This window comes from Pseudomonas paracarnis, from assembly GCF_904063055.1.
Taxonomy (GTDB): domain Bacteria; phylum Pseudomonadota; class Gammaproteobacteria; order Pseudomonadales; family Pseudomonadaceae; genus Aquipseudomonas; species Aquipseudomonas paracarnis.
In genome coordinates, this window is the sequence record NZ_CAJFCN010000002.1 from 368,975 (window position 1) to 386,251 (window position 17,277).

Annotated in this window: 14 protein-coding genes and 2 pseudogenes; 4 read left to right on the forward strand and 12 right to left on the reverse strand. The window is 60.6% G+C overall.

Features of this window, described 5'->3' with window-relative positions; translation table 11 throughout:
• Window positions 1–2 precede the first annotated feature (2 nt).
• Together JMV15_RS06330 and JMV15_RS06335 are read right to left on the reverse strand one after the other, a co-directional pair.
• On the reverse strand, window positions 3–689 hold the full coding sequence (locus JMV15_RS06330; protein ID WP_093114399.1) for a fimbria/pilus chaperone family protein: 687 nt from the start codon (window positions 687–689) through the stop codon (window positions 3–5).
• Window positions 690–809: 120 nt separating this feature from the next.
• On the reverse strand, window positions 810–1,457 hold the full coding sequence (locus tag JMV15_RS06335) for a DUF1120 domain-containing protein (protein WP_014720430.1): 648 nt from the start codon (window positions 1,455–1,457) through the stop codon (window positions 810–812).
• 478 nt (window positions 1,458–1,935) lie between these two features.
• Between JMV15_RS06335 and ppx the strand changes: the two genes are divergently transcribed.
• Complete coding sequence (gene ppx / locus JMV15_RS06340) at window positions 1,936–3,438, forward strand: exopolyphosphatase (protein ID WP_003195352.1); 1,503 nt, start codon at window positions 1,936–1,938, stop codon at window positions 3,436–3,438.
• A gap of 128 nt (window positions 3,439–3,566) precedes the next feature.
• Here the strand turns inward: ppx and ppk1 are convergent, their stop codons facing one another.
• The gene (gene ppk1 / locus JMV15_RS06345) at window positions 3,567–5,789 is read right to left on the reverse strand and encodes a polyphosphate kinase 1 (protein WP_014720431.1); all 2,223 of its coding nucleotides are present in this window, start codon (window positions 5,787–5,789) and stop codon (window positions 3,567–3,569) included.
• A gap of 18 nt (window positions 5,790–5,807) precedes the next feature.
• A complete protein-coding gene (gene hemB / locus JMV15_RS06350) occupies window positions 5,808–6,821 on the reverse strand; it encodes a porphobilinogen synthase (protein WP_019819828.1) in 1,014 nt (337 codons plus the stop codon).
• 208 nt (window positions 6,822–7,029) lie between these two features.
• Between hemB and JMV15_RS06355 the strand changes: the two genes are divergently transcribed.
• Window positions 7,030–7,665 carry a DedA family protein gene (locus tag JMV15_RS06355; RefSeq protein WP_014720433.1) on the forward strand — a complete coding sequence of 212 codons (636 nt, stop codon included), beginning with the start codon at window positions 7,030–7,032 and terminating at the stop codon, window positions 7,663–7,665.
• On the opposite strand, the gene JMV15_RS06360 is transcribed toward JMV15_RS06355, so the two are convergent.
• Window positions 7,646–8,881 (reverse strand): sterol desaturase family protein, encoded by a 1,236-nt coding sequence (locus JMV15_RS06360; protein WP_038451947.1) that lies wholly within the window; start codon window positions 8,879–8,881, stop codon window positions 7,646–7,648. The genes JMV15_RS06355 and JMV15_RS06360 overlap by 20 nt on opposite strands.
• A 115-nt stretch (window positions 8,882–8,996) precedes the next feature.
• Here JMV15_RS06360 and elbB point away from each other — a divergent pair, with 115 nt between their 5' ends.
• Window positions 8,997–9,662 carry an isoprenoid biosynthesis glyoxalase ElbB gene (gene elbB / locus JMV15_RS06365; RefSeq protein ID WP_019819824.1) on the forward strand — a complete coding sequence of 222 codons (666 nt, stop codon included), beginning with the start codon at window positions 8,997–8,999 and terminating at the stop codon, window positions 9,660–9,662.
• Window positions 9,663–9,696: 34 nt separating this feature from the next.
• Here elbB and JMV15_RS06370 read toward each other — a convergent pair whose 3' ends face one another.
• The 5 genes from JMV15_RS06370 to abc-f form a co-directional block, all read right to left on the reverse strand.
• A complete protein-coding gene (locus JMV15_RS06370; protein ID WP_014720436.1) occupies window positions 9,697–10,152 on the reverse strand; it encodes a YaiI/YqxD family protein in 456 nt (151 codons plus the stop codon).
• Window position 10,153: 1 nt separating this feature from the next.
• Window positions 10,154–12,049: an FTR1 family protein gene (locus JMV15_RS06375; protein WP_014720437.1), complete on the reverse strand. Its 1,896-nt coding sequence runs from the start codon at window positions 12,047–12,049 to the stop codon at window positions 10,154–10,156.
• A 200-nt stretch (window positions 12,050–12,249) separates the two neighbouring features.
• The gene (locus tag JMV15_RS06380; RefSeq protein ID WP_005792425.1) at window positions 12,250–12,882 is read right to left on the reverse strand and encodes a LysE family transporter; all 633 of its coding nucleotides are present in this window, start codon (window positions 12,880–12,882) and stop codon (window positions 12,250–12,252) included.
• A 96-nt stretch (window positions 12,883–12,978) separates the two neighbouring features.
• Window positions 12,979–13,545 carry a mechanosensitive ion channel family protein gene (locus JMV15_RS06385; protein ID WP_003195372.1) on the reverse strand — a complete coding sequence of 189 codons (567 nt, stop codon included), beginning with the start codon at window positions 13,543–13,545 and terminating at the stop codon, window positions 12,979–12,981.
• Window positions 13,545–15,455 (reverse strand): ribosomal protection-like ABC-F family protein, encoded by a 1,911-nt coding sequence (abc-f, locus tag JMV15_RS06390; protein ID WP_201491322.1) that lies wholly within the window; start codon window positions 15,453–15,455, stop codon window positions 13,545–13,547. Before abc-f ends, JMV15_RS06385 begins: the two co-directional genes overlap by 1 nt.
• 50 nt (window positions 15,456–15,505) lie before the next feature.
• Here abc-f and JMV15_RS06395 point away from each other — a divergent pair, with 50 nt between their 5' ends.
• The gene (locus JMV15_RS06395; RefSeq protein WP_019819821.1) at window positions 15,506–15,970 is read left to right on the forward strand and encodes a TIGR02444 family protein; all 465 of its coding nucleotides are present in this window, start codon (window positions 15,506–15,508) and stop codon (window positions 15,968–15,970) included.
• Here JMV15_RS06395 and JMV15_RS28870 read toward each other — a convergent pair.
• Window positions 15,967–16,497, reverse strand: a pseudogene (locus JMV15_RS28870) (hypothetical protein); the annotation flags it as partial. The gene JMV15_RS06395 and the pseudogene JMV15_RS28870 sit on opposite strands and share 4 nt — an antisense overlap.
• Before the next feature lie 414 nt (window positions 16,498–16,911).
• Window positions 16,912–17,250: pseudogene (locus tag JMV15_RS28875) on the reverse strand (AlgP family protein); the annotation flags it as partial.
• Window positions 17,251–17,277 lie beyond the last annotated feature (27 nt).

Genomic DNA, 17,277 nt, shown 5'->3' on the forward strand with positions numbered 1-17,277 from the left:
GATCAACCTTCATCGGTGATGACCGGCGCTCGGTAGCTGTCTACCGAAAACCCGTAGACCGTGGCGGGCTGGATCTCTACTTGAGCCACATTGCCCAGAGTACCTTCGCCCTTCGCCACCAATGCCTCACCCGGCAAGATGTAAGTGCGCGGCAATGTCGCCAGTGTGCCTTGTGGCAGCAGCTGCACATCTGGCGCCAGGCGCACCACATAGGCGCTGTCGTTATGGACGCTGAGCCGGTCCCCGACGCGCTTCCACGTCAACAATTCCCACGGCGTATGGTGTCGCGGCAGGCCTTGGGGGTGCAGGATCAGCGGCAAATTCTGCCGCAGGGTGATGCCAATGGTTGCACCACCCGCAGCCCGCGCCTGGGGGATGCCCTCAAACGACACGCGCTTGAGCCGCTGGGTCTTGAGCGGCTGTTTCAGGGTGCTGATAAAACGCACCAGCTGGGTGTCGCCTGCCTCCACACGGGTAACTGGCGGTGTGACAATCAGTAGCGGCTCCAGGTCTTCAGGCACATTCTCAACTACGGAATGCAGCAGCGCGGGCCCCGCATCGGTGTTCTTGATACTCAGGGTGGCTTCGCCGTCCTCTTCATAAAGCACCACCACTGTTGTTTCCGGCAACATACCGTCGGCGGTGGCAACAGCACTAAAAAAAAGATGCCACAGCCATACACAACTTATTAAAAAACCACGCACTCAGTATTCCCCTCAACTCATGCCATTGACGATTGGCAATCGCGCAGCCATAGAAAAACAGCCAATAAGAAAGGGTTAGTTTCTTGATCGGCTGCTTTCAGTTATTTAGATGTAACTCAATACAAGCGTGGCGCGCCCATCAATGGAAATGTCGCGGCTTAAATCCAGATCCCGAGCCTTGTTGATTACCGCTTTCACCGCGAGCGTACCGGTCAATTGGCTGATAGCGGCAGGGGTAATCGTCGTGCCATTACGCCAGGAGTACTGGCTCGGCGACTGGGCCACTTTGCCATCGCTGTTGTACCAGGCCCCCAGGCCGCTGCGCATGATCGGAAACAGCGTTGTGCCGGAGGACCTGAGGTCCTTGAGAGTCACCGAATAGCCACCGGTACGCCGGGCGCCCACCATACCCAAACCATAGTTCTGTGCTTCGGTGAAGCCCGCGCCGAGGATGCCCGTCACCTTGCTGCCCGCTTGCAGGTCGGTAAACGTGAGCCCGAACCTGGCAGGCGTGGTGCCGCAATTGATCACCAGCGAAGTGGTCCTCTCTTCGCGCGGGTTAAACGCTGTTTGGGACAATTCGCCCGAGCGAATCGTGCCGTAGTCGATGATGCCACTGCCCGCCAGGCTGAGGTTGCAGGCAGCAGGTGTAATGGTGCCCCTGACGACCAACTGCGCACTGGTGGTTGCCTGGGCATTGAGGGTTGCAGCCAGGCACACCATACCGACGGTTAATCCAATAATTTTTTTCATGCTCGTCCTGTCATTAGGAATTAACAGGCGTTCTTTATTTTGGTTTTAGCGACTCCGTCGCTCAACGCTTTATCTTCCGTAACACAAAACTATAAATAAATAACACCCAGGCAGAATTGCCGAATGACAGTCTGGCGCCTTGGTGCCTGGCAAAAAAATCAGACAACACGGTATTTGCTGTGGGCCGTATTAAATTAGGCAACGGCTTTAATCGATCAGCAAAGTAGTCCTCTGACTGAAATCGCATGATCTACAGCCCCGATCACTGTAAGCAATGTCATACACAACTTACGACGACATACAGTTAAAACGTCTTACGGTATCGGATTGCCTATTCGTTTAAAGCTTGCGAAGCTGCCCTGCACTTCCCAGAGATTTCCCTACAGACAGCATCGGTCCAATTACCGAAGCACAACGCGTTGGCGTCAGCGGTCGATCGTGGCACGATGGCAAGGTTATCGACCGAGATCCTCAAACCATGCCGCAATCCCAAGCCAAGAATCTGTCCTTGATCGCCGCCATCGACCTGGGCTCCAACAGCTTTCATATGGTCGTGGCCAAGGCCCAGAACGGTGAGATCCGCATCCTTGAGCGGCTCGGCGAAAAAGTGCAACTGGCCGCCGGGATCGACGACGAGCGCAAGCTCAATGAAGAATCCATGCAGCGCGGCCTCGATTGCCTCAAGCGTTTTGCGCAACTGATCAACGGCATGCCCCCTGGCGCAGTGCGTATCGTTGGCACCAATGCCTTGCGCGAGGCCCGCAACCGCAACGAGTTCATCCATCGCGCCGAGGAAATCCTCGGGCATCCGGTGGAGGTCATCTCGGGCCGTGAAGAGGCTCGCCTGATCTACCTCGGCGTGTCACACACACTGGCCGATACGCCCGGCAAACGCCTGGTGGCAGACATTGGCGGCGGTAGCACCGAGTTCATCATCGGCCAGCGTTTCGAACCGCTGCTGCGTGAAAGCCTGCAGATGGGATGCGTGAGTTTCACCCAGCGTTATTTCAAGGATGGCAAGATCACTCCGGCGCGCTATGCCCAGGCCTACACCGCAGCGCGTCTGGAAATCATGAGCATCGAACACGCCTTGCACCGACTGACCTGGGATGAAGCCATCGGCTCGTCCGGCACCATCCGTGCCATCGGCCTGGCCTTGAAAGCCGGTGGCCATGGCACCGGCGAGGTGAACGCCGAGGGCTTGGCGTGGCTCAAGCGCAAGTTGTTCAAGCTGGGGGATGCAGAGAAAATCGACTTCGATGGCATCAAGCCCGACCGCCGTGCGATTTTCCCTGCGGGCCTGGCAATTCTCGAAGCCATCTTCGACGCCCTCGAACTGCAACGCATGGACCACTGTGACGGCGCCCTGCGCGAAGGCGTGCTCTACGACCTGCTGGGCCGGCACCACCACGAAGACGTGCGCGAGCGCACCCTCAGCTCGCTGATGGAGCGTTATCACGTTGACCTGGAACAAGCCGCACGCGTTGAGCGCAAAGCCCTGCACGCGTTCGACCAGGTGGCCGAGGACTGGGACCTGGAAGACGGCGTCTGGCGCGAGTTACTCGGCTGGGCAGCCAAGGTGCATGAAGTCGGCCTGGACATCGCCCACTACCATTATCACAAGCACGGCGCCTACCTGATCGAACACTCGGACCTGGCCGGTTTCTCCCGGGAAGACCAACAGATGCTCGCGCTGCTGGTACGCGGCCATCGCCGTAATATTCCCAAGGACAAGTTTGCCGAATTCGGTAAAGACGGCATCAAGCTGATCCGCCTGTGCGCGCTGCTGCGCTTTGCGATCCTGTTCCACCACATCCGCGGCACCCAGGAAATGCCCCAGGTCAAACTGCACGCCGATGGCGATAGCCTGGAAGTGATGTTCCCCAAAGGCTGGCTGGATGAAAATCAGCTGACCCAGGCGGACTTCGCCCAGGAAGCGGAATGGCTGACACGGGTGGGGTTCAGCCTGAACCTGCGCTAAAGCCCACTGCAAAACAAATGTGGGAGCGGGCTTGCCCGCGAATGCAGTGGATCAGTCACCAGATGCATTGACTGACACACCGCATTCGCGAGCAAGCCCGCTCCCACATGGAGTTGCGTATGCCTGGGCTAGTTCACCGTCAGAATCGGGCTACCCAACTTCTCCAATAATGTCGCCTGCGCGCTGCGCGGGTTCTGGTTGCCGGTCGGGGTGTTACGCACGTAGCGACCATCCGACTGCAGGCTCCAGCTGTGGGTGTTGTCGGTGAGGTAGCTTTCCAGCTCCTTCTTGACCCGCATGATCAGCTTCTTGCCTTCCACCGGGAAGCAGGTCTCCACGCGCTTGTCGAGGTTGCGCTCCATCCAGTCGGCACTGGAGAGGAACATCTGTTCTTCGCCGCCGTTAAGGAAGTAGAACACGCGGGTGTGCTCCAGGAAGCGGCCGATGATCGAGCGCACATGGATGTTATGCGACACGCCCACAATGCCGGGGCGCAGGCAGCACATGCCACGTACCACCAGGTCGATGCGCACACCGGACTGGCTGGCCTTGTACAGAGCACGGATGATCTTCGGATCGGTCAGCGAGTTGAACTTGGCGATGATGTGCGCCGGCTTGCCATCGAGGGCAAACTGGGTCTCGCGGGCAATCATGTCGAGCATGCCCTTCTTGAGCGTGAACGGCGCGTGCAACAGCTTCTTCATGCGTAGGGTCTTGCCCATGCCGATCAACTGGCTGAACAACTTGCCGACGTCTTCGCACAGCGCGTCGTCGGACGTCAGCAAGCTGTAGTCGGTGTAGAGCTTGGCGTTGCCGGCGTGATAGTTACCGGTACCCAAGTGGGCGTAGCGCACGATCTCACCGGCTTCACGGCGCAGGATCAGCATCATCTTGGCGTGGGTCTTGAAGCCGACCACGCCGTAGATCACCACCGCACCGGCCGCTTGCAGACGGCTGGCCAGTTGCAGGTTGGACTCTTCGTCGAAACGCGCACGCAACTCGATCACCGCAGTGACTTCTTTGCCATTACGCGCCGCATCCACCAGCGCATCGACGATTTCCGAGTTCGCGCCGCTGCGGTACAGGGTCTGGCGCACGGCCAGGACGTGCGGGTCCTTGGCAGCCTGGCGCAGCAGGTCGACCACCGGGGTGAACGACTCGAAAGGGTGCAGCAGCAGGATGTCCTGCTTGCTCACCACGCTGAAGATGTTCTCGCTGTTTTGCAAAAGTTTCGGGATCTGCGGCGTGAACGGCTTGTATTGCAGCTCCGGGTGGCTGTCCAGGCCGGTAATGCTGAACAGGCGCGTGAGGTTCACAGGGCCGTTGACCTGGTACAGCTCCGATTCTGCCAAGTTGAACTGCTTGAGCAGGTAGTCCGACAGATGTTTCGGGCAGGTGTCCGCCACTTCCAGGCGCACCGCATCGCCATAGCGCCGTGAGAACAGTTCGCCGCGCAGGGCACGTGCCAGGTCTTCAACGTCTTCGGAGTCCAGCGCCAGGTCGGCGTTACGGGTCAGGCGGAACTGGTAGCAGCCCTTGACCTTCATGCCCTGGAACAGGTCGTCGGCGTGCGCGTGAATCATCGATGACAGGAATACATAGTTGTCGCCAGCGCCCCCTACCTCTTCCGGTACCTTGATGATCCGAGGCAACAGACGCGGCGCCGGGATGATCGCCAGGCCCGAATCGCGGCCGAAAGCGTCGATACCTTCGAGTTCGACGATGAAGTTGAGGCTCTTGTTCACCAGCAAGGGGAACGGGTGCGTCGGGTCGAGGCCGATAGGCGTGATGATCGGCGAAATCTCGTCCCGGAAGTAACGGCGCACCCAGGTCTTGATCTTGGCGGTCCAGTGACGACGACGAATGAAGCGGACTTGGTGCTTTTCCAGCTCCGGCAGCAGGATGTCGTTGAGGATCGCATACTGGCGGTCTACATGGCCGTGCACCAGCTCACTGATACGCGCCAGGGCCTGGTGCGGTTGCAGGCCATCGGCACCGGCTTGTTCACGGGCAAAGGTGATCTGCTTCTTGAGGCCGGCAACACGGATCTCGAAGAACTCGTCCAGGTTACTGGAGAAGATCAGCAGGAATTTCAGCCGCTCCAGCAAGGGGTAGGACTCATCCAGCGCCTGCTCAAGCACGCGGATGTTGAATTGCAGTTGTGACAACTCGCGGTGGATGTACAGGCTGCTGTCATCCAGGTTGGTGACCACGGCCACCGGCGCCGGCGCAGGCGCTTCGGCCACCACCGCAGGCGGTGCGGGCTCCAGCTCCGGCGGGGTCTGGGCGACTTGTTCAACCACCGGGTGAGCGTCTTTTACGGCAACTTCTGAGAGTCCTTCGGTATTCATCGAGTGTTCCTGTGAGGGCTATTGTTGCTCTCTAAGCAATTGGGCGGCGCGGGCGGCGAAGTAGGTCAGAATGCCATCAGCGCCGGCACGTTTAAAGGCAGTCAGGGATTCGAGGATCACCCCTTCACTCAACCAACCATTCTGGATGGCCGCCATGTGCATGGCGTATTCACCGCTGACCTGATAGACAAAGGTCGGCACTTTGAATTCCTCTTTGACCCGGTAAAGAATGTCAAGGTAGGGCATCCCCGGCTTGACCATCACCATATCGGCGCCTTCGGCCAGGTCGGCAGCCACCTCGTGCAGGGCTTCCTGGCTGTTGGCCGGGTCCATCTGATACGAGGCCTTGTTGGCCTTGCCCAGGTTCAGCGCCGAGCCTACCGCATCGCGGAATGGGCCGTAGTAGGCGCTGGCGTATTTGGCCGAGTAGGCCATGATCCGCACATTGACGTGACCGGCCAGCTCAAGGGCTTCGCGAATCGCCTGGATGCGCCCGTCCATCATGTCCGACGGTGCAACCACCTGGGCGCCCGCAGCCGCGTGTGATAACGCCTGCTTGACCAGTGCATCGACGGTGATGTCGTTCTGCACATAACCGTCTTCGTCAAGAATGCCATCCTGGCCGTGGGTGGTGAACGGGTCCAGGGCCACGTCGGTGATCACCCCCAGTTCCGGGAAGCGCTCGCGCAAGGCACGGGTGGCGCGCTGGGCGATCCCGTCGGGGTTCCAGGCTTCAGCGGCGTCCAGGGACTTGAGTTCCGCCGGGGTCACCGGAAACAGCGCCAGCGCCGGAATGCCCAACTCGACCCAATTCGCCGCTTCTTCAAGCAACAAATCAATGGTCAGACGCTCCACACCCGGCATCGACGCCACCGCTTCCCGGCGATTTTCGCCGTCGAGCACGAAAACCGGCAGGATCAGATCATTCGTGGTCAGTACATTTTCACGTACCAGGCGACGAGAAAAATCATCACGACGATTGCGACGCAGACGGGTGGCAGGGAACAGGCGATTGGCAGGGGTAAAGCTCACGACAGACTCCTGAGCCCGTGTTTACGGGCGAGCGTTGCAGTTATAAGCGGCCATTATGACGAATGAATGACAGTTGTGCTTATCGACGCGACCTGTAGTCCCATTCGTCATTTGCATAGGAATTGTTCACTTCGTGACACATCTCGATACTTTCATGAATCTTCGTGAAGGCGTAGGCTGCGCGTTCATTTCGCCAGCACCCTAGACCATGCTTCAACAATTTCTGCATGACTTCGGCTACTTTGCCCTCTTTCTCGGCACGTTCTTCGAAGGCGAGACCATCCTTGTACTCGCAGGCTTCCTGGCGTTCCGTGGCTACATGGATATCAACCTGGTGGTGGTCGTTGCCTTTTTTGGCAGCTACGCCGGCGACCAGCTCTGGTACTACATGGGGCGCAAGCACGGCCGCAAGTTGCTGGCGCGCAAGCCGCGCTGGCAATTGATGGGCGACAAGGCGCTGGAACATATCCGCAAGCATCCGGATATCTGGGTATTGAGTTTCCGCTTCGTCTACGGCTTGCGCACGGTGATGCCCGTGGCGATTGGCCTGTCCGGCTATCCACCGTTGCGCTACCTGGTCCTCAACGGTATTGGCGCGGCGATCTGGGCCGCGGCACTGGGGGCGGCGGCCTACCACTTTGGCGCGGTGCTGGAAGGGATGCTCGGCAGCGTCAAGAAATACGAGCTGTGGGTACTGGGCGCCTTGCTGGTGCTGGGCTTTGGCCTGTGGCTGCGCCGTCGCTTCAAGAATGCCCGCATCGCCCGCCAAGCCTGTGCCGAGGCCAAGGCTCGGCTGGCTAACGAGCCAGCCCCGATCGAAACGCCTAAGACACCCACCGAGTAAGCCGGCTTCTGCAACAGTAGAGGCCGATGAGGCTGAGCAGGCTGTAGCTCGCCAGGCCCAGCCGGCCCAGGTTGCTGGCGGGCCACAACCCTGCCAGCGGCGCCAGCCATACCAAGGGAACATTCAGCACCAGGCGCGCCAGCTCGGCCTTCAGTGCCCATGGGCGATTCTCCAGCGCAACCCCCAGGGTAAACAATCCCAGTGCCATCGCGCCCCAACCGAGGACCAGCGCCGAGGTGGGCGAGCCCTCACCCACATTCATCAGATAGCTGCCAAACCCCACATAAGCCGCAAACTGCAAGGCGATGTAGACCTGGTGGCGCACGTCCAGCGGCACCTCGAATTTGCGGAACTGGCTCAGGTCCGGCTTGGCCATCGGGTACTTGGCCTTGACGTCCGCCGGCCGCCAACCGGTGCGCATGAACCAGATGCGCAGCTTGTCCCACCAACGCTCAGTACGCCTGGCGTCGCTCCAGAGCTGCGCATAAAACTGCAGGTTGGCCCACAGCGGATTCCAACTGGCCAGGGGTGTGGTTACGCCGAAAATCACCGGTTCGTTATCGTCTTCCTCTTGGAAGGTGTCGAACAGCCGGTCCCAAATAATGAACACCCCGCCGTAGTTGCGATCCATGTAGAGAGCGTTCTGTGCATGGTGGGCCCGATGATTGGACGGTGTGACGAAAAACCATTCGACCCAGCCGAGCTTGGGAACATGGCGTGTATGGACCCAGAATTGATACAGCAGGTTGAGCGACGCTACGCTGATAAACACCACCAGCGGCACACCAACCACCGCCAGGGGCAAGTAGAAGATCCAACTCAGCAGGAAACCGGTGCTGGTCTGGCGCAAGGCAGTGCTGAGGTTGTAGTCCTCGCTCTGGTGATGCACCGAATGCGCGGCCCACAGGATGTTGCGTTCATGCCCCATGCGATGCAGCCAGTAGTAGCAGAAATCATAAAATACAAAGGCGAATACCCAGGTCCAGGCGCTCTGGGTCGGCAGCTCGAACAACGCCAGGTGCTTGAGGGCGAAGGCGTAGGTCAGCAGGCCCACACCCTTGGTGAGCAAGCCGGTGGTGGTAGACAGCACACCGGTGCTGAGGCTGTTGATGGCATCCGCCACTCGGTAGTTGCGCGCGCCGCGCCAACGGTCGGCCAGCAACTCCACCACAATCAGGGCGATAAAAAACGGTACTGCGTAAGGCACGAAGTCCATGGGCTAGTCCGGTCTATTTTTGTTACATCAAGATTAGGTGCAGCGACGTGAGATCCCATTGGCAACAGGTTACAAATTAGTAGACATTTAACGCCATGAATCAGGAGAAATGCCCATGAGCAAAAAGATTGCAGTGATCCTTTCCGGCTGTGGCGTCTACGACGGCGCAGAGATCCATGAAAGCGTGATCACCCTGCTGCGCCTGGACCAGCGCGGCGCTCAAGTGGAATGCTTTGCACCCGACGTTGCGCAGTTGCACGTGATCAACCACCTCACGGGCGAAGAAATGCCCGAGTCGCGCAATGTGCTGGTGGAATCGGCGCGCATTGCCCGCGGCGCCGTGAAGGATATTGGCCAAGCCAACGCCGCAGACTTTGACGCGCTGATCGTGCCGGGCGGGTTTGGTGCGGCCAAGAACCTGTCGAACTTTGCCGTGGAAGGCGCCGGTTGCAGCATCAACCCCCAGGTGCTGGCACTGGCTGAAGCCTTTGCCGAAGCGGGCAAGCCGGTGGGGTTGATCTGCATTTCGCCGGCCCTGGCCGCCAAGATCTACGGCCCTGGCGTGACCTGTACCATCGGCAACGATGCCGACACCGCGGCAGCCCTGGACAAGATGGGCGCCACCCACCTCGAATGCAGCGTGGAGGACATCGTCGAAGACCAGGCGCGCAAGCTGGTGAGTACGCCGGCCTACATGCTGGGCAAGAACATCAGCGAGGTGGCGTCAGGCATCAACAAGCTGGTGGATCGGGTGTTAGAGTTGACTCACGAGAACGACTGACGCCCTCTTTCTGTAGGAGCGAGCTTGCTCGCTCCTACAGTGGTTTCATCAAGCGGGTAAGGATTCGGTCCAGCGCATTGGCAAACGCCTGCTTGTCCTTTTCGCTGTGAGGCGGTGGGCCGCCGCCCATCTGGCCTTGCTCGCGCAGGTCGGTAAACAGGTTACGCACCGCCAACCTCTCGCTCATGTTCGCTGGGCTGAATTCCTTGCCACGCGGGTCAAGGGCCGTCACGCCCTTCTTCACCAGGCGGTCGGCCAAGGGCACGTCGCTGCAAATCACCAGTTCGCCGGGCACGGCGTGCTCCACCAGGTAATCATCGGCGGCATCCGGCCCGCTGGGCACCACGATCAGCTTCACACAGGCAAAGCTCGGTTTGATCTGGCTTTGCCCTGCCACCAGCACTACCTCAAACTGGCGCTTGAGGGCGAACTTCACCACTTGGTCCTTGGCCGCCCGAGGGCAGGCGTCGGCGTCGATCCACACGCGCATGCTACGCCGCCACCCGGCGCTTTTCGGTCAGGCGGCTACGGCCATACAACACCACAATCGCCAGGATCGCCACGGCCTGTGCCCCCAACGAGTACGCATCGGCGTGGATGCCCAGCCAGTCGAAGTCAAAGAACGCCACCGGCCGCGTGCCGAAGATGCCTGCTTCCTGCAAGGCTTTCACACCGTGCCCGGCAAACACCACCGACAGCGCACACAGCAGCGCGGCGTTGATGCCGAAGAACAGCGCCAGGGGCAACTTCGCCGAACCGCGCAGGATCACCCAGGCCAGGCCCACCAGCAGCACCAACGCCGTGGCACCACCGGCCAGCACCGCGTTGTGCCCGGCAGGGCCGGCTTGCAGCCACAGGGTTTCGTAGAACAGGATGACTTCGAACAGTTCGCGGTACACCGAGAAGAACGCCAGCACGGCAAAACCGAAACGCCCACCGCCGCCCACCAGGCTGCTCTTGATGTAGTCCTGCCAGGCTGCCGCGTGACGCCGGTCGTGCATCCACACGCCGAGCCACAGCACCATCACACTGGCGAACAACGCCGTGCAGCCTTCAAGCAACTCACGCTGGGCACCGCTGACGTCAATGACATAGGCCGCCAAAGCCCAGGTACCCAAGCCTGCCAACAGCGCCAGGCCCCAGCCGACGTTGACGCTGCGCACCGCCGATTGCTGGCCGGTGTTACGCAGAAAGGCGAGGATCGCTGCCAGCACCAGAATCGCTTCCAGGCCTTCGCGCAGCAGGATCAGCAAGCCGGAGATATAGCTCAACGACCAGCTCAGGCCATCGCCGCCCAGCAAACCGGCCGATTCAGTGAGCTTGCCTTTGGCCAAGTCCAAGCGCTGCTGCACCTGCTCGATAGGCAAGCCGTCCTGCAACGATTGCCGATAGGCCATCAGGGCCTTCTCGGTGTCTTTGCGCACATTGGCATCGACGTTATCCAGGGAGCTTTCCACCAGTTCGAAGCCTTCCAGATAGGCCGCGACGGATAGATCGTAAGCCTGCTCATGGTCGCCGTTGCGGAAGGCCGCGAGGCTCTTGTCCAGGGTGGCGGCGGTGTAGTCGAGCAACTGCGCGGGGCCACGCTGAACCTGCGGCGGTTGGGCACGTTGAGCGCGGAATGTCGCGGCAGCGCCAGGGCCGTCAGCGGCGAGCACTTCATTGGGGGTCTGGCGGGCCAGGTCGGCAAGGTTGAATGTCTGCTCGCCTTTGGCGGCGGCCGGGTCGGCCGTGAAGCCGGCGATATAGGTTGCCAGGTCCCAGCGCTGGCGGTCGTCCAATTGGTCAGCGAACGACGGCATGTCGGTGCCCTCCACGCCCAGGCCGAGGGTGTTGTAGATCGCGTAGAGGCTCAGGCGATCCAGGCGCGTGGCATCGCGCAGGTTAGCGGGTGGTGGCGTCATGCCCATGCCTGCGGGGCCATCGCCGGCACCTGCTGTGCCGTGGCACACCGAACAATGCTGGGCGTAGAGCGGCGCGCCGCGCGTCGGGTCCGGCGTGATGGCCGGGGCCTGGCTGACTTCATACGCCACGGCCAGCTTGGCACCCAATTGGCGGGCCTGGCGGGCAACGCTTGCGCCATCCTGGTGGGCAGTGACCGCGGCCAGCAGTTCATCAACGCCCTTTATCAGCTCGGCGCGCTCGGGTTTGTCTGGCAAATCCGCCACCAGCCCCTGCAACACCCCGAGAAATTCCACTTGTTCACGGTATTCCGAGTCATCCACCACCTTGCCCGCCTCCACCGTGGGTGGGTAGTCGGCGCCAATGTAGTCCAGCAAATGCAGGGCTTGCGGCGCGCCCTCGGCGGTCGCGGCCAACAGATTGAAGCTGCACGACAGCAACGCCGGCAACAGCAGCCAGGCGAGAAAGCGGAAAGGGGCGGTCATGAATGAATCTCAAGTGGAAATACGAAGTAACACTATTGTTGAGCTTTAATGGATTCGACTCAAGGTGTTATTTCATATCACCCTAAAACCAATGTGGGAGCGGGCTTGCTCGCGAACGCGGTGCTTCAGTCACTATTTTCTTTGACTGATACCGTATTCGCGAGCAAGCCCGCTCCCACATTTTTGAGCCAGTCGCTTGGTCAGGCCGTGGCGCGATGCAGGCTCGCCAGGAAACCGGCAGCGCCGACAAACAAGCCAGCAAAGGTGCGGTTTACGCGTTTCTGTTGTTTGGGCGTACGCAACAGGCGCAAGACTTTCGACGCCAACCCTGTGTAGCCCGCCATCACGATCATATCGACGCTGATCATAGTGGCACCGAGGATCAGGTACTGGATCAACAACGGCGCCTGCGGGTTCACGAACTGCGGCAGCACCGCCAGCATAAACACCAGCGCCTTGGGATTGCTGGCGTTAACCAGGAAGCCGCGGAACATCATCGCCATCGGTTTGCCGATCGGGCGCACGGCGGCGTCATCGGTCATGTCCATGGGCAGGGCACGCCATTGTTTGATGGCCAGATACACGAGGTAGGCCACGCCAAACCATTTGATCGCATAGAACGCAGTAGACGAGGCCGCCAGAATGGCACCCAAACCACCGGCGACCACCGCAATCTGCATCGCCAGGCCCAGTTGCAGACCGATGGCGTTCCAGTAGCCACGCACAAAACCGTATTGCAGGCCGCTGGACATCGAGGCGATGGCACCGGCGCCAGGAGAAAGGGAGATGATCCAACTGGCCAGGAAAAAGGCCAGCCATGTATCGAGAGCCATTGCACACCTCGTAAGGGAGTTAGCGGTTGTGCCTTAAGCTAACTCCAGCGACCAAAGGCTGGCTATAGATTTCTGTAGGAGCGAGCTTGCTCGCGCCTACAGGATATTAGTGCCAGAGCCGGGCCAACGGCGTACCGAACGCTGGAAGAACAGACTATTGGGCACCTGCACCATCGCGCTGTTGGTCCCGGCTTCCTCGACTTCGATCAGCGTGGTGTAGAGCAAGTTGATCGCCACGACCCGGCCCTTCACGCCCGGTTTGTCGACGGTGTCCACCAACTCGACGATATCACCGAGGCGAAACGGCCCGACCGTGAAGATCAGGATCGCGCACAGCAGGTTCGACAGCACCGACCACATGGCGAAGAACGCCACGGCCGCCACCGCGACAAAGCCTGACAGGGCCGTCCACAACACCGTGGCAGACACACCCAGGCGGCCCAGCACAAAGATCAGCGCACTGCCCATGATCAGCCAGCGCAAGCCGCCCCGCAGGGGCATCAGCAATTGCGGCGGGAACGGGTAGCGCTCACCCAGGCGCGTAAGGCCTTTTGCGACGAAGCGCTGAGCCAGGTAGCCAGCCAGCAGGATCAGCAGGATTTGCACGCCGATCCAGATGGGTTCGATCCATTGCACCGGTACCGGTAATTGCAACGCCTCCATCAGGACAGCGCCTCCAGCTCCGCTTGCAGGGTTTCGAGCAATTCGAGGGCCTCCATCCAGGTTTCCTCCAACTGCCCCTCGCGCACCTTGAGCTTGGCCTGTTCGGCCAGCAGGTCACGCAGCTCGTCCTTGCGCGCCGCCTCGTACACGGCGCTGTCGCCCAGGCTGGCTTCGATCTTGGCCAAGCGCTCATGCACCTTGCCCAGTTCGGCTTCCAGCTTGTCGGCCTCACGCTTGTGCGGCGCCAACTGCTGGCGCAGCGCGGCGGCGGCCTGGCGCTGGGCTTTCTTGTCGGTCTTGTCCGGGTTGACCGGCGTGTTGCTGGCCGGCGCATTGCGCAGGCGGTACTCCGTCAGCCAGCGCGCGTAGTCGTCCAGGTCGCCATCAAACTCTTCGACCTTACCGTCGGCCACCAGCAGGAAGTTGTCGGTGGTGCTCTTGAGCAGGTGACGGTCGTGAGACACCACCAATACCGCACCGCTGAACTCCTGCAGGGCCATGGTCAGCGCCAGGCGCATTTCCAGGTCCAAGTGGTTGGTCGGCTCGTCGAGCAGCAACAGGTTCGGGCGATCCCACGCGATCAGGGCCAGGGCCAGTCGGGCTTTTTCGCCACCGGAGAAATTCAGCACAGGTTCGTCAATGCGCGCGCCACGGAAGTCGAAACCGCCAAGGAAGTCGCGCAGGGACTGCTCGCGCTCGGTCGGCGCCAGGCGTTGCAGGTGCAACAACGGGCTTGCCTTGGCGTCCAGCGAGTCCAGTTGATGCTGGGCGAAGTAACCCACCACCGTGTTCTCGCCACGAGTGAGGCGACCGGCCAGCGGCTCAAGCTCACCCGAAAGGTTCTTGATCAGTGTCGACTTGCCTGCGCCGTTCGGGCCGAGCAAACCGATGCGTGCGCCCGGCGTGAGCTGCAGCTTGACCTTCTCAAGGATGGTTTTGTCGCCATAGCCAAGGCGAGCGTCCGAGAGGTCCAACAGCGGGCTGGAGATCTTCACCGACTCACGGAAGACAAAGTCGAACGGCGAATCGACGTGGGCCGCCGACAGCTCTTCCATGCGTTCCAGGGCCTTGATCCGGCTCTGGGCCTGGCGGGCCTTGGTAGCCTGGGCCTTGAACCTTGCGATGTAACTTTCCATGTGCGCACGTTGCGCCTGTTGCTTTTCAAAGGCCTGTTGCTGCTGGGCCAGGCGTTCGGCGCGGGCGCGTTCGAACGCGGTATAGCCGCCACGGTAAAGGGTGATTTTCTTTTGTTCGACATGGGCGATGTTATCGACCACGGCGTCGAGGAAATCCCGGTCGTGGGAGATCAGCAGCAAGGTGCCCTGGTAACTCTTGAGGAAATCTTCCAGCCACAGGATCGCATCGAGGTCCAAGTGGTTGGTCGGTTCGTCGAGCAGCAGCAGGTCAGAGGGGCACATCAGCGCTTGAGCCAGGTTCAGGCGCATGCGCCAGCCACCGGAGAAGTCGGCGACCGGGCGGTCCATCTGTTCGTTGGTAAACCCAAGGCCAGCGAGCATCTTGCGAGCGCGAGCGTCGGCCGTGTAGCCGTCGGCGCTGTCCAGCTCCGAGTGCAGGCGCGCCTGGGCGGCACCGTCCTGGGCTTTTTCGGCCTCAGCCAGGTCGTGTTGCACCTGGCGCAGGCGCAGGTCGCCATCGAGCACGTAGTCGATGGCGATACGGTCCAGGGTGTCGATCTCCTGGCGCATATGGGCAATGCGCCAGTCGGCAGGCAGCAGGCAGTCCCCGGAATCCGGGGTCAGCTCCCCCAGCAACAGGGCGAACAACGTGGATTTGCCGGCGCCGTTGGCACCGATCAGGCCGGCTTTGTGACCGGCGTGCAGGGTCAGCTCGGCGTCTTCAAGAAGACGTTGCGGGCCACGCTGTAATGTTAGGCTTTGAAGTCGGATCATAATGGCGGCGGAGTCTACCAGCTTCGTTGGCCGCTGGCTTGGGTGTGAATATGTGCGCTGACCTGTGGAGCTTTGCCCTTTCGACCTATGCCCGCCCAGGCGTGGAGGCCGCGTGCCTGCGCTTGCAGGAGCAGGGGGCAGACGTGTGCCTGTTGTTGTGTGGTGCTTGGCTGGAGCAACGAGGTGTGGCGTACAAGCCCGAACGCGTTCAGGCACTGCAACAGATGGCTCATCCGTGGCGGGTGCAGGTAGTCGAACCGCTACGACAAGTGCGCGTGCAATGGCGAGCCTTGGCCCAGCAGGATGCGCAATTGGCATCGCTACGCGAGCAGATCAAGACACTGGAGCTGGAGGCCGAAAGAACGTTGCTGGCGCGCTTGGAAGCGCTGGCGCAGACATGGCCGATCAATGAGGTGGTGGATCAGCAAGACTGGCTTGAAGGCCTGGCGACCGAAGCCGCCAACCTTGACCACGACGCGCTGCTGCAATTGCGCGTCATGGCCACCAACACTTAGGAAGCGCTGGTTGGGGTGGTGCTTGGCGCTACCGGTGCAGGGGTGCTGCTGGCCGATGCAGTTGGAGCGGTGGCTGCTGCCGGGGTGGCAGTGGGTGCTGCTGGAGCGGCTGGCTTTGCGGGCGCTGGCTTGGCGGCTGGCTTCACGGCTGGTTTAGCAGCCGCAGGTTTAGCGGCTGGCTTGGCAGCCGGTTTGACAGCAGCGGTTTTAGCGGCTGGTTTGGCAGCAGCGGTTTTAGCGACTGGCTTGGCAGCTGGTTTGGCAGCAGCAGGTTTAGCGGCTGGCTTCGCGGCTGGTTTGGCAGCAGCAGGTTTAGCGGCTGGCTTGGCAGCCGGTTTGACAGCAGCGGTTTTAGCGGCTGGTTTGGCAGCAGCGGTTTTAGCGACTGGCTTGGCAGCTGGTTTGGCAGCAGCAGGTTTAGCGGCTGGCTTCGCGGCTGGTTTGGCAGCAGCAGTTTTAGCAGCTGGCTTCGCGGCTGGTTTGGCGGCAGCAGTTTTAGCAGCTGGCTTCGCCGCTGGTTTGGCAGCAGCAGTTTTAGCAGCTGGCTTCGCGGCTGGTTTGGCAGCAGCCGTTCTAGCAGTTGGCTTCGCGGCTGGTTTGGCAGCAGCGGTTTTAGCGACTGGCTTGGCAGCTGGTTTGGCAGCAGCGGTTTTAGCGACTGGCTTGGCAGCTGGTTTGGCGGCAGCAGCTTTAGCAGCTGGCTTCGCGGCTGGTTTGGCAGCAGCGGTTTTAGCGGCTGGCTTGGCAGCTGGTTTGGCAGCAGCAGTTTTAGCAGTTGGCTTGGCGGCTGGTTTGGCAGCAGCGGTTTTAGCGGCTGGCTTGGCAGCTGGTTTGGCAGCAGCAGTTTTAGCAGTTGGCTTGGCGGCTACTTTTGCAGGCGTACGAGCACCCAGTGCTTTAGCTACGGCTTCCTTCACACGGCCAACACCTTGGGCCAGTTTCAGGCTTTCTTGAGCGTCTTTTTTGAGTTGGGAAATGTAGCTGCGGGTTTCGGCTTGGCGATCCTTGAGAGCATCCAGCAGCTCTTCAAGTTCTTTGACCGCGCCTTTGGCTTTGGCTTGTGCCTTGGACTTGCCGGCAGTGGCGGCGTCTTGCAGTTTGGTGCGGGATTTGTGCAGCTTTTCTTGCGCTTTACCGCGTTGCTTTTCCAGTTTGGCGAGCAGCTTTTCTGCATCAGCCAAGGCTTGGGAGCACGCGCTTTCCAGATGTTCGAGCAGGCTGCCCGAAAGTTGTTGGAGCAAGTGCAACGGGGTATTTACAGGCTTCTGTTTGGCCGACATGGTTTACCTCCTGGCTGACGTGGGTGC

Coding starts and splice junctions, on each gene's coding strand:
- JMV15_RS06395 (WP_019819821.1), top strand. CDS start 15,506: ATGTGCGCTGACCTGTGGAGCTTTGCCCTTTCGACCTATGCCCGCCCA.
- JMV15_RS06360 (WP_038451947.1), bottom strand. CDS start 8,881: ATGGACTTCGTGCCTTACGCAGTACCGTTTTTTATCGCCCTGATTGTG.
- JMV15_RS06355 (WP_014720433.1), top strand. CDS start 7,030: ATGCTTCAACAATTTCTGCATGACTTCGGCTACTTTGCCCTCTTTCTC.
- abc-f (WP_201491322.1), bottom strand. CDS start 15,455: ATGATCCGACTTCAAAGCCTAACATTACAGCGTGGCCCGCAACGTCTT.
- JMV15_RS06385 (WP_003195372.1), bottom strand. CDS start 13,545: ATGGAGGCGTTGCAATTACCGGTACCGGTGCAATGGATCGAACCCATC.
- JMV15_RS06380 (WP_005792425.1), bottom strand. CDS start 12,882: ATGGCTCTCGATACATGGCTGGCCTTTTTCCTGGCCAGTTGGATCATC.
- JMV15_RS06335 (WP_014720430.1), bottom strand. CDS start 1,457: ATGAAAAAAATTATTGGATTAACCGTCGGTATGGTGTGCCTGGCTGCA.
- ppx (WP_003195352.1), top strand. CDS start 1,936: ATGCCGCAATCCCAAGCCAAGAATCTGTCCTTGATCGCCGCCATCGAC.
- JMV15_RS06375 (WP_014720437.1), bottom strand. CDS start 12,049: ATGACCGCCCCTTTCCGCTTTCTCGCCTGGCTGCTGTTGCCGGCGTTG.
- JMV15_RS06370 (WP_014720436.1), bottom strand. CDS start 10,152: ATGCGCGTGTGGATCGACGCCGACGCCTGCCCTCGGGCGGCCAAGGAC.
- ppk1 (WP_014720431.1), bottom strand. CDS start 5,789: ATGAATACCGAAGGACTCTCAGAAGTTGCCGTAAAAGACGCTCACCCG.
- elbB (WP_019819824.1), top strand. CDS start 8,997: ATGAGCAAAAAGATTGCAGTGATCCTTTCCGGCTGTGGCGTCTACGAC.